12 protein-coding genes are annotated in these 14,758 nt (G+C 35.9%); 7 read left to right on the top strand and 5 right to left on the bottom strand.

Annotated features, from left to right (window positions below; genetic code table 11):
• Window positions 1-111 precede the first annotated feature (111 nt).
• Both JOE44_RS13580 and JOE44_RS13575 read right to left on the bottom strand, forming a co-directional pair.
• Window positions 112-1,005, bottom strand: coding sequence for an archaemetzincin (locus tag JOE44_RS13580; RefSeq protein WP_209785990.1), 894 nt, complete (start codon window positions 1,003-1,005; stop codon window positions 112-114).
• Complete coding sequence (locus JOE44_RS13575; protein ID WP_062675602.1) at window positions 986-1,462, bottom strand: histidine phosphatase family protein; 477 nt, start codon at window positions 1,460-1,462, stop codon at window positions 986-988. The genes JOE44_RS13580 and JOE44_RS13575 overlap by 20 nt, the downstream gene beginning before the upstream one ends.
• A gap of 115 nt (window positions 1,463-1,577) precedes the next feature.
• Here JOE44_RS13575 and ruvX point away from each other — a divergent pair, with 115 nt between their 5' ends.
• The 5 genes from ruvX to JOE44_RS13550 all read left to right on the top strand — a co-directional run bounded on the left by ruvX (window position 1,578) and on the right by JOE44_RS13550 (window position 5,218).
• Entirely contained in the window at window positions 1,578-1,994 is a 417-nt protein-coding gene (ruvX, locus tag JOE44_RS13570) for a Holliday junction resolvase RuvX (protein ID WP_209785989.1), read from the top strand.
• Window positions 1,991-2,563: a peptide deformylase gene (gene def / locus JOE44_RS13565; protein ID WP_105684357.1), complete on the top strand. Its 573-nt coding sequence runs from the start codon at window positions 1,991-1,993 to the stop codon at window positions 2,561-2,563. Before ruvX ends, def begins: the two co-directional genes overlap by 4 nt.
• Before the next feature lie 75 nt (window positions 2,564-2,638).
• Window positions 2,639-3,196: a DUF5606 domain-containing protein gene (locus tag JOE44_RS13560; protein WP_209785988.1), complete on the top strand. Its 558-nt coding sequence runs from the start codon at window positions 2,639-2,641 to the stop codon at window positions 3,194-3,196.
• A 321-nt stretch (window positions 3,197-3,517) separates the two neighbouring features.
• Entirely contained in the window at window positions 3,518-4,285 is a 768-nt protein-coding gene (gene mazG / locus JOE44_RS13555; RefSeq protein ID WP_209785987.1) for a nucleoside triphosphate pyrophosphohydrolase, read from the top strand.
• A 57-nt stretch (window positions 4,286-4,342) separates the two neighbouring features.
• Window positions 4,343-5,218, top strand: a complete 876-nt coding sequence (locus JOE44_RS13550) for an SdiA-regulated domain-containing protein (RefSeq protein WP_209785986.1) — start codon at window positions 4,343-4,345, stop codon at window positions 5,216-5,218.
• A gap of 183 nt (window positions 5,219-5,401) precedes the next feature.
• Here JOE44_RS13550 and JOE44_RS13545 read toward each other — a convergent pair whose 3' ends face one another.
• Both JOE44_RS13545 and JOE44_RS13540 read right to left on the bottom strand, forming a co-directional pair.
• The gene (locus JOE44_RS13545; protein ID WP_209785985.1) at window positions 5,402-6,124 is read right to left on the bottom strand and encodes a hypothetical protein; all 723 of its coding nucleotides are present in this window, start codon (window positions 6,122-6,124) and stop codon (window positions 5,402-5,404) included.
• Window positions 6,125-6,440: 316 nt separating this feature from the next.
• Window positions 6,441-10,157: a metallophosphoesterase gene (locus tag JOE44_RS13540; protein ID WP_209785984.1), complete on the bottom strand. Its 3,717-nt coding sequence runs from the start codon at window positions 10,155-10,157 to the stop codon at window positions 6,441-6,443.
• 26 nt (window positions 10,158-10,183) lie between these two features.
• On the opposite strand from JOE44_RS13540, the gene JOE44_RS13535 reads away from it, so the two are divergent.
• Together JOE44_RS13535 and JOE44_RS13530 are read left to right on the top strand one after the other, a co-directional pair.
• On the top strand, window positions 10,184-11,359 hold the full coding sequence (locus JOE44_RS13535; protein ID WP_209785983.1) for a Pycsar system effector family protein: 1,176 nt from the start codon (window positions 10,184-10,186) through the stop codon (window positions 11,357-11,359).
• 17 nt (window positions 11,360-11,376) lie between these two features.
• Window positions 11,377-12,300, top strand: coding sequence for a bestrophin family ion channel (locus tag JOE44_RS13530; protein WP_209785982.1), 924 nt, complete (start codon window positions 11,377-11,379; stop codon window positions 12,298-12,300).
• 8 nt (window positions 12,301-12,308) lie between these two features.
• On the opposite strand, the gene JOE44_RS13525 is transcribed toward JOE44_RS13530, so the two are convergent.
• On the bottom strand, window positions 12,309-14,621 hold the full coding sequence (locus tag JOE44_RS13525; protein ID WP_209785981.1) for a GAF domain-containing protein: 2,313 nt from the start codon (window positions 14,619-14,621) through the stop codon (window positions 12,309-12,311).
• Between the last annotated feature and the right edge of the window lie 137 nt (window positions 14,622-14,758).

The raw sequence follows: 14,758 nt of genomic DNA, 5'->3' as shown, positions 1-14,758 counted from the left end.
ATTTTTACCACGATAATGGCTTTAGCCGATGCTAACCACCCCGTCCAAAAATAAATTTTTTGACACCCCTCCGATGGAGGGGAATATGCAACCGGTACAACAAATGTTGGTTTATTTTACAAGATTCAGATCCTGATTTGTTAAAGTAAGTTCTGTGTTAAGATGTAGCTTTTCAAAGAAATTTTTCAGCTCAAGAAGTCTTTTCTTACTGTCATAATGGATACTTGAATTCAGTTTTCTCTGGCAGAGTGAGCAGGCTCTGGCAAGATGATAATCTGTTTCCGATAATGAATTAGTTCCGTTCATCACGCAGTTGGCATTCAGACAATGACTAATTCCAAACATATGACCAATCTCGTGTGAACTGATTTTTATGAGTCTTAAAAGACTTTCATTAAAATTAGAATCTGTTAATTGACCTCCGGCAAATCTGTACATCGAGGTTACTCCCACGCCATCCTCATATGAAGCCAGTCCGAAAACATAGTTCCATTCCGGTTTTGGGAAAAGATCTTGCTCTGTGATTCCCATCAGTACCACTGCATCTTTCGGTTTCCTTTTAATTAGAATACTGTCTAAAACATATCCAGCAAGAACCTGTTTCTGCCCTTCTTTTGAAATTCTTTTAACCTTTTCAGGAAATATTGTATTGGGTAAAACAGGAAGTACCTTTGTTTCCAGCTGAAAATAGGTTTTCAGATATTGTTGGGTAAGTTCTATTTCTTTTTTCTGAAGTTCATCAAATTGCCCGATCGGCTGCAGATAAATAGTGTTCTTTCCAGGCTCAGGTTTTATCTTTTTTAATTTCTGAAAATCTTCAAATGTCTGGAAATGTTCATCATGATTATACCGCCAGCTTCCGGGTTTTGGAGAAGAGGAAAGCTTTATATCATTCAGTGCAATAGATTCATAGTAGTTTTTCTTCTGTTTCTGGCATGAGAAAAGAAGGATTAATAGGGGTACATAAAAAAATAAAGAGGTGAAGTTATATTTTCCCTGGCTCATAAAAGAAGAGAAGTTTCTTTTTAGCACCATCAAATTCGGACCATGATTCACAGTCTACTTCAAAGCCTGCAACTCCGCAAGTGGGGAAATGGAAAATATCCTCAGAAATAGAATTGGCAAAATTGGAAATTCCATTATTGTGAGAAAAGAAAGCAACCGAATTCAGGTTGTCATCCAGGTCATAAATTACAGATTCAAAACTTCTTTCCGAAGGATTATATAATTTTTCATCAGTGGAACAGTTCAGCTGATATGCCTGATTGAAAATTTTACAGGTATTCAGCGCACGCACCGCAGGGCTGGACACAAAATGATCGATGGAAATATTATTGTTTTTCAGGAATCTGGACATGTGCATAGCATCCTCCAGACCTTTGTCTGCCAAAGGTCTGTCAAAGTCCTCCGTTTCCTCAGGCCAATCGCTTTTTGCATGTCTTACGAGGATGAGTTTCTTCATATAATTGTTTTTTGGAAGATTAAAATTATAAAAAAAATAATGGAATAAAACATGATTTATATAAAAAAACTGCGTTATGAATAAAATCAGTAAATTTTACTAAATTTGCAGACTTATGGGACAAATCCTTGCAATAGACTACGGAAAAGCTCGTTGTGGTATCGCTGCAACCGATGATATGCAGATTATAGCCAGTGGGCTGGACACTGTAGAGAACCGTTCTTTAATGGAGTTTTTGAAAAAATATTTCAGCGAAAATAAAGTAGATGACGTAGTAATTGGGCTTCCCATAGATTTGAAAGGAAATGTTTCAGAGGTGGAAACCGATATTTTAAAATTCATTGAAGAATTTAAAAAAGAATTTTCGGATATTGCAGTTCACCGTTTTGATGAAAGATTTACTTCCAAAATGGCTTCATTCTTTATTTCTCAAAGCGGAAAAAATAAGAAAAAGAGGCAGGAAAAAGGACTAATAGATAAAGTAAGTGCAACAATCATATTGCAGAATTTTTTAGAACAAAGATTAAGATGATATTACCGATAAGAGCTTTTGGGGATCCTGTTTTGAGAAAAGTGGGAAAAGATATAGACAAAAATTATCCCGAATTACAGGAATTGATAGATAACATGTTCGAAACCATGTACAGCGCAAATGGCATAGGTCTTGCAGCGCCACAGATTGGTTTGGATATCCGTCTGTTTGTAATAGATGTAACGCCTCTTGCAGAAGATGAGGATTATGAAGATATTAAAGATGAATTGGCAGACTTCAAAAAGGTATTTATTAATGCTCAAATTCTTGAAGAATCTGGCGAAGAATGGAAGTTTAATGAAGGTTGTCTTTCTATCCCGGATGTAAGAGAAGACGTGAAAAGAAAGGGCACAATCGTTATTGAATATTATGACGAAAATTTTGTGAAACATACAGAAACTTTTTCCGATATTAGAGCCCGCGTAATTCAGCATGAATATGACCACATTGAAGGAGTTCTATTTACTGACCACCTAAGTGCTCTGAAGAAGAAACTGGTAAAAGGTAAGCTGACTAAAATCTCTCAGGGTGATGTAAACATCGGTTACAAAATGAGATTTCCAAAGTAATTTAAATAAGGATTAAAAGAAATAATAAAAAGCAAAAAGCTAGTGCTGATTGCAGAATTTACAAAAAATAAAATTATGCTGTTAGAAAAAATAATTTCAATTTCTGGAAAACCAGGACTTTTCAAATTAGTTTCTCAATTAAGAAACGGATTCATCATTGAAGATGTTACCAACAAGAAAAAAGTAAGCATTGGAAACTCAAGCCAAGTAAGTTTATTGGACAATATTGCCATGTTTACATTTGAGAAAGAAGTTCCTTTGTTTGAAGTATTTGAAAATATTGCTAAAAACAACGACTATAAGCCAACGATTTCTCACAAATCTTCTGATGCAGATTTGAAAGATTTTATGCTTGAATCTCTTCCTAACTATGATACAGAAAGAGTATATTCTTCTGATATCAAAAAACTGGCTCAGTGGTATAATATCCTTCATAAAGCAGGATACATCACTCCGGAAAGCTTTGTAAAAGCAGAGCCTGAAACTTTAGAAGGAGAACCGGCTGAAGAAGTAAGCATTGAAAAAGACGCTAAAAAAGCAGCTCCAAAAGCAGAAAAACCAGCGGCTCCAAAAGTAAAAGCTACTTCAGCAGCAAAATCAGCTCCGAAGAGTACACACAGAAAACAAGGATAATTCATTTGAATTAAAAATACAAAGCCTTGTCTGGAATATCCGGACAAGGCTTTTTGTTTTTTATTAGGTAGCAGGAAGCAGATGTTAGGAAGCAGGTAGCAGGTATTAGTGAAATTTTCTGCAGAGTTCAAGCTTCGTCTTTATCTTTAAACCTTAAACCTTAAACCTTAAACCTTAAACCTTGAACCTTGAACCTCGAATCTCACTAACTCCGTATCTCGTATCCTATTTAACCATAAACGTCCAAATTTTCACTTCAAACCTCTACCAAAGACCCAAAATATCCCTTACATTTGTATAAGATTGAATTTCCCATTACTTATGAATACGAAACAGGAGAAACTAGAGGCCTTCGGAAGATTATTGGATATTATGGATGATTTGCGCGAAAAATGTCCATGGGATCAGAAGCAGACATTACAGTCGCTTCGCCATCTTACCCTTGAAGAAACCTATGAGCTTTCAGATGCCATTTTACAGGATGATTTACAGGAAATAAAAAAAGAACTGGGTGATGTTTTGCTTCACTTGGTTTTTTATGCTAAAATAGGTTCTGAAAAAGAGAGTTTTGATATTGCAGATGTTATCAACTCCCTTAATGAAAAGCTGATTTTCCGTCATCCTCATATTTATGGAGATGTTGAGGTGAAAGATGAAGAAGAAGTGAAACAGAACTGGGAAAAATTAAAATTAAAAGAAGGAAACAAATCTATTTTGGGTGGAGTACCGAAAAGCCTTCCGAGTCTGGTTAAAGCTTACAGAATTCAGGATAAGGTGAAAGGTATCGGTTTTGAGTTTCATGATGCAGAAGACGCATGGAAGAAAGTAGATGAGGAGATCCAGGAGTTTCATGCTGAGACTGATCTGGATAAAAAAGAACAGGAACTTGGTGATGTATTTTTCTCCCTGATCAATTATGCCAGAATTTCAGGAATCAATCCGGATTCTGCGCTGGAGAGAACTAATCTTAAGTTTATTTCAAGATTTCAAAAGATGGAAGGGCTTGCTGAAGAGCAGGATTTAAAATTAGCAGATATGTCTCTGGAAGAAATGGATGTTCTTTGGGAAAAGGCCAAAAAACTTTCATAACTTCTGATTGGAACAATTAATGCTTCTTACATTCAATTAAAAAATAAAAATATACCTATGTTACGTTTTCTTATTTTACCTGCTTTGCTTTTATTGAGCTGCAATCCGAAAGCTCAAAATTCTCCTGCTAAAGAAGATGAATTAAAAGTTCAGTTTTCCTTACCTAAAAAGTTGAAGGAAGTTTCCGGAATTACTTTGTCAAAAGATAAGAAAACGATCTGGGTAATAGAAGACAGAGGAAATAAAAATGCAATATACGGGCTGAGTGACAAAGGTGATATGCTGGCAAAGATCCCTGTGGAAAGTGCTGAAAATACAGACTGGGAAGACATCATATCAGATACTCAGGGAAATATTTATATTGGGGATTTTGGTAATAATGATAATAACAGACAGGATCTGGCTATCTTAAAAACAGATTTGAAAGACAGCAAACAAATTACCACCAAGGTTGTTCAGACTACGAAATTCCATTATCAGGGACAGACGGAATTTCCTCCGAAAAAATCAAATCTTTTGTATGATTGTGAGGCTTTTGTAGAAATGGATGGTAACTTCTACTTATTCACCAAAAACAGAAGCAAAGGTTTTGACGGAACTTTCCTTGTATTCCAGGTACCTAATAAAGAAGGGGATTTTGAAGCGAAGTTAATAGGGACGTTAAAGCTTGATGGAGGGTATAACGATGCTGCTATTACCTCTGCTACCATCAATAGTACCAAAGATAAAATTGTATTGCTTACCCATAAAAATGTACATGTTCTTACAGGATTCACGGCCAACGATTTCAGTGCTGCAAAAATTCAGAAAGTCCCGTTGAGTCATAATTCCCAGAAGGAAGCCCTTGTTTTCTTTGATGATAAAACATTAATGATTGCAGATGAGAAAGGGAAGAATGAAGGTGGAAATGTGTATACTTTTTCTCTAAACTAAATTTTTTATAATAAACTAATATCTCGCCAAAAGCATCAACAAAAACATGGAACTATAAATATGATGTCAACGGACAAGTACTCTTATACTTCCCAGTACCATAAATGAATAAATAAAACCCCACAGAGAAATCTGTAGGGTTTTGAATATATGAATGTATTGAAGTGATTGACTTTTTATAGACTATGGAGTAAGATAAGAAATGTGAATATTACCACTCGATAAACGGAAATCCTGCGTATAACGGCAGCGTATTCTGAAGGTTTCTCCGGTATTGAAGAAATTAATGGATGAAAGATTATGATTCAATCCTGTAGTACGTTCTCCGTGCCCGGTGGATATTCCCGCAAGTGTTGTAAGGGCAGGTGATACTTTTTGGATATAAGAATTGGCTGTTCCTGCCGTTTGTCCTGATGGATTTAAATTGAGATCATAGGTAGCATAAGGAACAATATTATAAAATCCCGGTTTTACAACTGTGAAAAGACCTGTTGTTGAATTATAGGTTAAATAAGCCGTATCAATTTTATTACTCACATTGAAAATATAGGTTTGTGAATAATTCTCATGAGTACTGACCGGAGTAGAATGGGTGCCTGTATAACTTCCGCTTGCCGGGCTGATATCTGTTTTGTTTCCAACATACACTACCTTGAGAAAGTTTTCTGATTCAATGGTTTTCCATACCGGAGTATTTCCGGCTCCGTTTGACATTAAGAATTCACCTCTGTTTCCGGAATTTCCTTTTGTTCTGTCATCTCCGCCTACATTCAGATCTTTAACTACCTGAAGCGAGCCGTTGACATGTAATGTATTTTGAGGTGTTGGAGTTTTAATCCCTATCTGTGCATTTAAGTGAATGAACATGACAAATAATGCCATATACAATAGCTTCTTTTTCATCATTTGTTGATTTTTTAATTGCCGCAAAGATAAAATGTTTTTAAAATGTCTATTTTTTAAAGAATTGATAAACATATTGGACTATGTGTAAGTTTGACTTATATAGCTGAAAATATGGCTTTTATTTAAAAGCCATATTTATGTTATCAGTAAAAAATGTGAGTTGAAAATTTTAAATATTAAATTTCATTAAAATTGATATTTTTTGAGGATTCAATTTATAAGTAGTTTAATATACTGTTAAACAGTGTCTTGTGTTGTATTAGGATTTCAATGTTAATAGCAAACACAGAGTTGATTTCATTTTAATAGAAGAAGTTTAAAACTTCATTCCTACTCCGGCAGAAATTCTTCCACCGTCTGAACCATAGAAATAATTCAATCTTGCAGACATCATTTCCACAATACTCAGCCATACCCCTGCGCCGGCAGATTGATGCCATTTTCTGGAATTTTCATTGTCGTTCCATACACGGCCGATATCATATCCGATGAGAATTCCCATGTTTGCCGGAACAATATTATTTCTGACCCTTCCAAAATCCCAGCGGATTTCTGAGTTATTGGTAAAATATGATCTTCCTGAGAACCGTTCATTTCTGAAAGCTCTCATGCCGTTATTCCCTCCGATAGCTGCAGCCTGATAGAATTCAAAATGATTATTATTGATCCACATGACATTACTGGAGTTGGCAAATACAAATTTCCCTTTCTTATCAATTCTGTGGTCAATGGCGAGCTTTCCTTTTACGGTCACAAAGTTTTTGTTGAAATCAGAAAGTGTTGCTTTCCAGTCTGCATTCAACATAAATTCCAAACCAAGAGTAGGGAAGGCCGCATTATCTGCATTTTTATATCCGAATGTATAATTTGCTCCCACAAATTGCTGACTGTTGAATACGCCTGGTCTCACATCCGGTGACTGGTTGATGAAACGGTCCGCTTTTCTTTGTACTTTATTATCTTCAAAAGTCAGTTGAAACTGGTGGCTGAGGTTCATCCAGCTCTTTTGAGAAATAGAAGGAGCAAAGTTGAACTTGGAAATTCTGGCTCTGTTGTATTCCCTTTCTGTATCTTCCTTGTCGTATTCACTTTCATTGGAAAGTCCGAAGAAGTTTTGAGAAAATCTGGGGGTTGTATAAAATGCATCAAGGTTGATATCCCAACCTGAGATGGCTTTTTTAAATACACCTTTGTAGGTAAGACTAAATCCTGCAGTTGCAGTATAAAAATTAGCTTTTAAGCTATGTCTTTGGGTAAAAGGATCACGAATGAAATTATTCACCGTATAATTGGCCAGAACCCCCACAATGACTCCATCGTCCGGGTTGTAATCCAGGTTTGGATATCCGGCAACGGAATTATATTTCGGGTGTTTATAATTATAACTGTTGATATCATAATCATCAGTTATATTCTTGGTTGCATTTCCTGCATTATAGGTGTTCTTCTGAGATTTAAAATCATAAATCTTCACTTTTCTTCCATCCGCAACGTTATAGGTATCATGGTTATATCCCCCAATCAGTCTGATGGTCATTTTAGGATTTCCACTACCTGTTACTACGTAGGTATCATCATCTTCCAGACCATAGATCCATAATTCTTTAGTTTTTGAATGATGGTAAGTCTTTTCAAAAACCAGTTCATTCTGGTCTTTATTCTTACCCAGCTTATATTGCTGTACCAGTACGGAGTGTCCGTTTTTGGTGATCACAAACTTATCAGGATTTACCGTTCCTGCCAGAGGAACTTTTTTCTGCAATACATCATAATACTGTGCAGCGTAGCTCTGAAGTTTTGTTTTTCTTATTTTCAGTTTTCTCTGGATTTCAGCAATGGTGTCATCCTGTACTTCTTTCGGAAGATTATGGAATGCATCATCAATGTCAGCATCAGTCAGATGTTCCTGTATGTATTTTGCCTGAGTTTCCCATTCACTTTGGTCAGCACCTTTTAAAAATACAAGATCCATAGGATAAGGCTCCATCGCAAGCCATTTCACACTGCTGATATCTTCTGTAAAGGTTTTCATGTGGCGGATGGCAGGAACATTCATAATAATCCTGAAGGCTGCACCGTCATATTTACTGAATGCCTGATCTCTGTCTTTAGGGATAGGTTTGTAAACCACTTTGTCGCCCTCTTCATATTGTGCCCATTTCCACTGGTCCGAGTGTCTGTCCCAATCACCGATAAGCATATCAAATAATCTTGCTCTGATATAAGATTCCCTGTCGACAGAATATTTATTGCTTTTGTTGAGGTTCTTTAATACATCATCCGTAGAAACGATATCATTTGCATGATCAAGGGAAGCCAATGTTTTAGGATCAGAAGAAAAACGTTCTTCAATCATATACATTTCATCTCCGTAATTCTCATTGTATCTTCCCAAAGCTTGTTGTTTGGGGATATAGTATAGTTTTGGATTACTATGAAAAATATTGAGCTTTTCCGACATATTTCCAATCGTAAACGGAGTAAATGGATGATTGGTAGTATAAAAATCCAGTAGGAATTTTTCAGGATATGAATCTGCAAGTTCTTCTCCTAATGTACTTTTCTGGAAAGCCATATTGTTTAAGAAACGAATTGCACTTTTTTTCACCCCTCGCATTACAAACTCCTGTCCGTCTGCAGACTTCAGCCGCAAACTGTTGGATTGGTTTCCTCCACCTTCTCTAAAAGGAATATATCCTCCGTTCAATTCTGAAAGGTTGGCCGTGGGAGCTTCAATGGGAATTCCATAATATCTTCTGTAATGATCTCCCCAAAGCCAACGGTAAAACTTTCTTTTTTCAGTAAGCTGAACCGGGTAAATGGTTGAAGAGAATGTTGCAGGAAAAGAATTAGGGAAATTATTGACAAATACATCTGGCTTGGAAATCACGGAAACATGAGTCAGTTTTTGAAGCTGGGCATCTTTGGTTGAAAAATACTCAACATCTGTACTTTCATCTTTTCTGAAATTTAAAACAGCAAAACCGCTGCCTCCGTAGGAAAAGTCTGTCTTTTCTACAATGGTTGCCGGATCTGTTTTAGAACCTGCACCACTGACGATCTGTCTCAGGTTTCCATCTTCGTGATATTGCAGGTTATGATCATGTCCAGAAACGAAAATAATATTTTCTTTATCCTGAACAATGCTTTTCAGCCTGTTGGCCAGATCTGCATAATGTTGGTTATTGATATCTTCAGGACTGGCTCCTGAGGAACTTCTTAAAATATTGATTACACTTGCCACCACAGGAACGGGAACTTTACTCTTTAAAGGAAAGAGATGAGATTTTGCAGAATTGAAACCTGCATGGGTTCCGCTGCTGATGATAGGGTGGTGTAAAGCAACAATTATTCTTTTACCCTGATTTTTAATGATGAGATCTTTAAACTCGGTAAAAAAATCTTCACGGGTTTTGATATTACAGTTTTTATTGATTCCCGGATAATTATCCCAGTTGGCAATTACCCATTCCGTATCGATTGCGATAAGCTTGATATCTTTAGAAACATTAATGTCATCAATAGGACAGCCGTTTTTAGGAAGAAAAGCTTTTTTATCATCAAGATATTTTTTAACCAGTCCTTCCTGGGTATTCAATCCCTCAATTCCATTGTACCAGTCATGATTTCCGGGAATTACGAGTGTTTTTCCTTTGAAATTTTTGGTAATGGCAAGCTGGTTTTCCAGTTTCTGTTTTGCCTGGGCATAGTCTTTATCTGTTTCTTTGGGCATTCCATTGGGATAGATATTATCTCCCAGAAAGATCAGCATAGAGTTACTGTTGGCAGAATCCAGCTTACTTTTCAGTAAATTCAGAGTTTTTTGGGCCTGAGGTTCATCTGCATTTCCTGCATCTCCAATCAGAAAAAGTTTAAAATCATTTTCGGATTTTATTTCGGAATCTTTTACTTCAAATAAGTTTTTGCCCTTTTGTACGTTATAGGTAGCACAGGAATAAAGGACTCCTGCGGACATTACTGTTCTAAGAACAATAGAAGTATTTTTTAGATGAGTTTTAAAGGATAAATTCATAAATTTACATTAACAAAATTTCAGGGATGAGCATTCTACACAAAGCTAAAAATTATGTTGAAATCTTATTCAAAGATAAGTTATCTTCGGTATATTTTTATCATAATTTTATCCATACTGCCTATACTGTCAATAAGGCGGAGGAAATCATGAAAAATACTCCTGTTTCTGAAGAGGATCAGGAGAAGGTACTTGTAGCATTATGGTTTCATGATACAGGGTATATAGAATGTGCTCTGAACCATGAGGAAAGGAGCGTGGAGGTGATGAAAGCCTTTTTACACCAGGAAAATTATCCGGAAAGCTATATTGCAGATGTTGAAAAGTTGATTCTGGCTACGAAAATACATTATGAACCTCAGAACTTGCTTGAGAAAATTGTAAAGGATGCTGATTTCAGTCATTTTGCGGGTCACGATTACAGCGATATTTCCGATGCTTTGAGAAAAGAATGGGAACTGACCAATGTAAGATGTTTTTCCAATGAAGAATGGAATGCCGGAAATCTTGATATGCTGAAAAACAAGCATACTTTTTATACGGATTATGCTAAAGAAAACTGGGAGCCCCTGAAAAAGAAGAACATCAAAAAGATAGAAAAGAAATTGGAAAAAGAAGAAGAGAAAAAAGATAATAAAAAGGATAGCGCAGAGGGTAAAAAGGAAAAAGAAAAATCAGACAGAAGTGTGGATACTTTATTCAGGGTAACCCTGAACAACCATACAAGGCTGAGTGATATTGCAGACAGTAAAGCCAATATTCTTTTATCTGTAAATGCCATTATCATTTCAGTTTGTCTTTCCGTATTGGTTCCAAAGCTGGATGCCCCTAAAAATTCACATCTGATTCTTCCGAGTTTTATTCTGTTGCTATCGAGTGTATTTACGATCATATTTGCTATTTTGTCTACAAAACCTAATGTGACGAAAACAACGTTTACTCCTCAGGATATTGCCAACAGAAAAGTAAACCTGCTGTTCTTCGGAAACTTTCAGCAGATGTTATTTGATGATTATAACAATGCCATGAAAGACCTTATTAAAGACAGGGATTATATCTATGATTCCATGGTGAAGGATCTGTATTATCTTGGAAAAGTTCTGGATAGGAAATATAAACTTTTATCCATTACCTATAAGATTTTTATGGCAGGGATTATTATTTCCGTTTTATCTTTCGGAATGGCTTTTCTTAGTCTTTAATTAATAAACACACACGAATGATAGTCAGACAGCGTACGAATTGGCTGAAAATGTTATTTATATGGAGAGGTTCCGTATTAAAGAAAATTGTTGTTCAGCTTAGCATTATCACGCTGTTTTCTTTGGCTATCTATTTTTTCAAAGGAAAAATATTTGATTATAAAGTGCATCTCAATCCTACCATTTTTACATTGATAGGATTGGCGTTGGCTATTTTTATGGGTTTCTGTAATTCTGCAAGCTATGACCGTTTCTGGGAAGGACGTAAGCTTTGGGGATTACTTGTGATTGAAACCAGGTCTTTGACGAGACAGATTTTATCCTTAGTAAACGATTCTTCACCTAAAGCTAAAGTGGAAAAAGAGAAAATTATTAAGCTGATCTCTGCATTTTCCTGGGCACTGAACTTTCAGCTGAGAGATAAATCCGGGACGGAACACCTTGAAAGGCTTCTTTCTCCTGAACAACTGGAACAGGTAAAGAGTAAGAAATTTATTCCCAGTATTATTCTTGGATTTATTGCAGACTGGCTCAACGAACAGCATAAAAAAGGAAATATAGATACTATTGTAATGACTTCTATGGATCATCAGCTCAATCAGTTTTCTAACATTTCCGGAGGCTGTGAGAGAATTTACAATACTCCATTACCATTTGCTTATAGTGTTTTACTGCATCGCACGGTGTATCTTTATTGTTTCTGGCTTCCTTTCGGACTGGTAGATTCTTTGGGATGGATGATGCCTATGATTGTTTTGTTGATCAGCTATACCTTTATTGCTCTTGATGCCATTATCCAGGAAATCGGTGAACCTTTTGGTGAAGAAGAAAATGATCTTGCCCTGAACAGCATCTGCCGTACGATTGAGTTTTCTATTTTTGAGCAGGCAGGAATTCCTCAAGGAGAGTTGAAGAAACCGGATACTTATTTTGTGGATTAGAATAATTTCTATTCCTGCGGTAGGGTAAAAGAAACCCTTAATGCCAGCAATCCCGTAATTCCCTGAAGATCTTCTACTCTTAAAAATTCTATATCATTTTGTAGAACTCCTTTTTTCTGGAGTTTAGAAATGTAGTCAAGATATTCCTTCTGATTTTCCATTCCGAAATAGACGATGGTGATTTTTCCGGGTGCAGTGATGCGTTCTGAAGAATCTTTCACATGGGCTTTATCCAGACGTTTTTTGATAATTTCGTAGTATGAATTGTAAGCGCCGTCTACATCAAAGCGTTTTTCATCCATTCTGAAACGGATGTCTATTTTTTCATTGTATACAAAGATCAGTGATGCGATATCCAGCGGTACCGGAAGATATTTTTTGAACGACTGAAATTCAAGTTCCATTTTACAGATGGTCTTCAGTTGCCAGTATCTCAGTTTATGAACTACTTTTGAGGTATAATGAAGCTCAGGAGCAATGGTAGTACCAATGTAAAGATTATGCTCTACACCATCAGATTTAAATCTTTCATAATAATGTGGAAATATTTCCTGTGCTTTCACCTGGCTTTCGTCCAGCATATCTGCCAGTTTTCGGTTGACCAGAGTGATAGAATCATCAAGGTTTTTTCTGTGATGATAAAACAGGTCCGTAGAGGTGAAGATGTGTGAAAAATAGTCTTTAATCCTCGTCTTTATTTCCCTTGAAGTTCTTACTTCCAGCTTGCCCTGTAAAAAAGGATGAATTTCTTCTCTTAATAATCTCTGAAAACGTTGTTCTGTATCTGCTTTGATCTCATTGTTGATTTCATTTTCAAAAACATCCAGTGCCAGTACAAATTTCTCTGAATCTGAATTGGTCAACACTAAAATTTCATTCAGCCATTCAATCTGCTGATTGAGATCCTGCAGCATCAGATTAAAACGTTTTTCCGAAGAAGAACGGATATCTGAAACGCCAAACAAAGGAGTAAGATTTTTAAAGGCAATCTGCTTTAAAGTATATATTTTCTTTCCGAGCGATGCTGTAAAATACTTTTCTGCTTCATTTCTGAACTTCCACACCACACTGTCGTGGATGGTTGTATATTCACGCTGGATAATGGCTTCTATCTGATAGTTTTTTTCAAAGTAGAATCTGTTCAGAGAGAAAAGAACCATATCGGTGAAAAACTCCAGTTTTTTAAGCTTTAAACCATTGAAACTTCCTGCAATTGGAGAAGTAAACTCCATGATGGCAAGGAGCTCACCGTCTTTCATAATCGGAATTACCATGAAGCTGTTGACATTATTATCCTTTAATATACTAAAGGAGGGAAGCAGCTTTACATTTTCATCCAGATTGTTTACATTGGAAACAACGACAGGTTTTGAATTATGATTTAAGTTATTAAAAGTCGTCTTACGGGTATCTTCGTCAAAAGCGTTGATCCAGAAATCCAGGATATGATTGGTGAGAAGACTCTCATAAATCGGGAGTTTATCCAGTTTCTGTTCCTTTTTGTTAAAAGTCATCAGGCCGAAACTGAGCTCAGAAACATCAAAATAGGATTTAAAAATTTCCGTCAGATTTTCATTGGGATTCATATTTTCCGGATCAATCTCAATCATACTTGATTTCAGATCGGAAAGGGCTACCTCAGAGGTACAGTCTACCAGTGAAATAATGGTGAATCCTTTCAGTATCCATGATTGCGAAGGGAAATATTTTTTCCACAGTTTAAAATCATCCAGATTTTCCAGCAGCATATCCAGAATATCATCAGATGGAATTTTGGCATCTTCTGTAGGTGTAATTTCCGTGAAATCTGAATTGACTGTAATTTTATAATGCTTCATGATTCCCTGTTTGTTGGGGATATCATAATAAAACGGAAGTGTACTTTTAATATCTTTTTTGAAGTAGCTCTGAAGAATCAGACAGCAGCAGAATACATAAAATTCATTATCTGAAATATTTCTGAGTTCTATTTCGAAGTCTTTCCCTGCATCTTTCAGAATATCTTTAAACCTTTCGGTATAGTTGAAGGTGATATTGGAAAGAGGGATACTTGCTGCTTTTATTTCATTTCTGGTGAGACCTGTGGGGAAAAGATCGGCAAGAAGCAGTCTGATGAGGTCCTCATATTTATCAAGAAGAGCAGTGTCCTGAAACCCTTCTCTTAGCTCTTTAAAATTTCTGGTACTCTCAATTAAAGACTCTGCATAGTTCACCCTGTATTCCAATCTGTCATTATATCGGATATGCTCCAGAACATCCAAATATTTTTTGAATGATATATAAACCTGAAAGGGAGAGTCTTTTTTATAGAGATTAGCCAAGAGGTGAGAAATTTAAAGTAAAGTTATGAAAAAATCACTATTTATAAATTTGTTATTAATTGTTGAAAATAGCCTTTTCTATCACTTTATTTTTGTTTTATAGTGAAATTATTAAAAAGAATATTGAATTTAGTGAA

Source organism: Chryseobacterium sp. PvR013, assembly GCF_017833095.1.
GTDB lineage: Bacteria > Bacteroidota > Bacteroidia > Flavobacteriales > Weeksellaceae > Chryseobacterium > Chryseobacterium culicis_A.
This window is presented reverse-complemented; position numbering and strand designations above follow the sequence as displayed.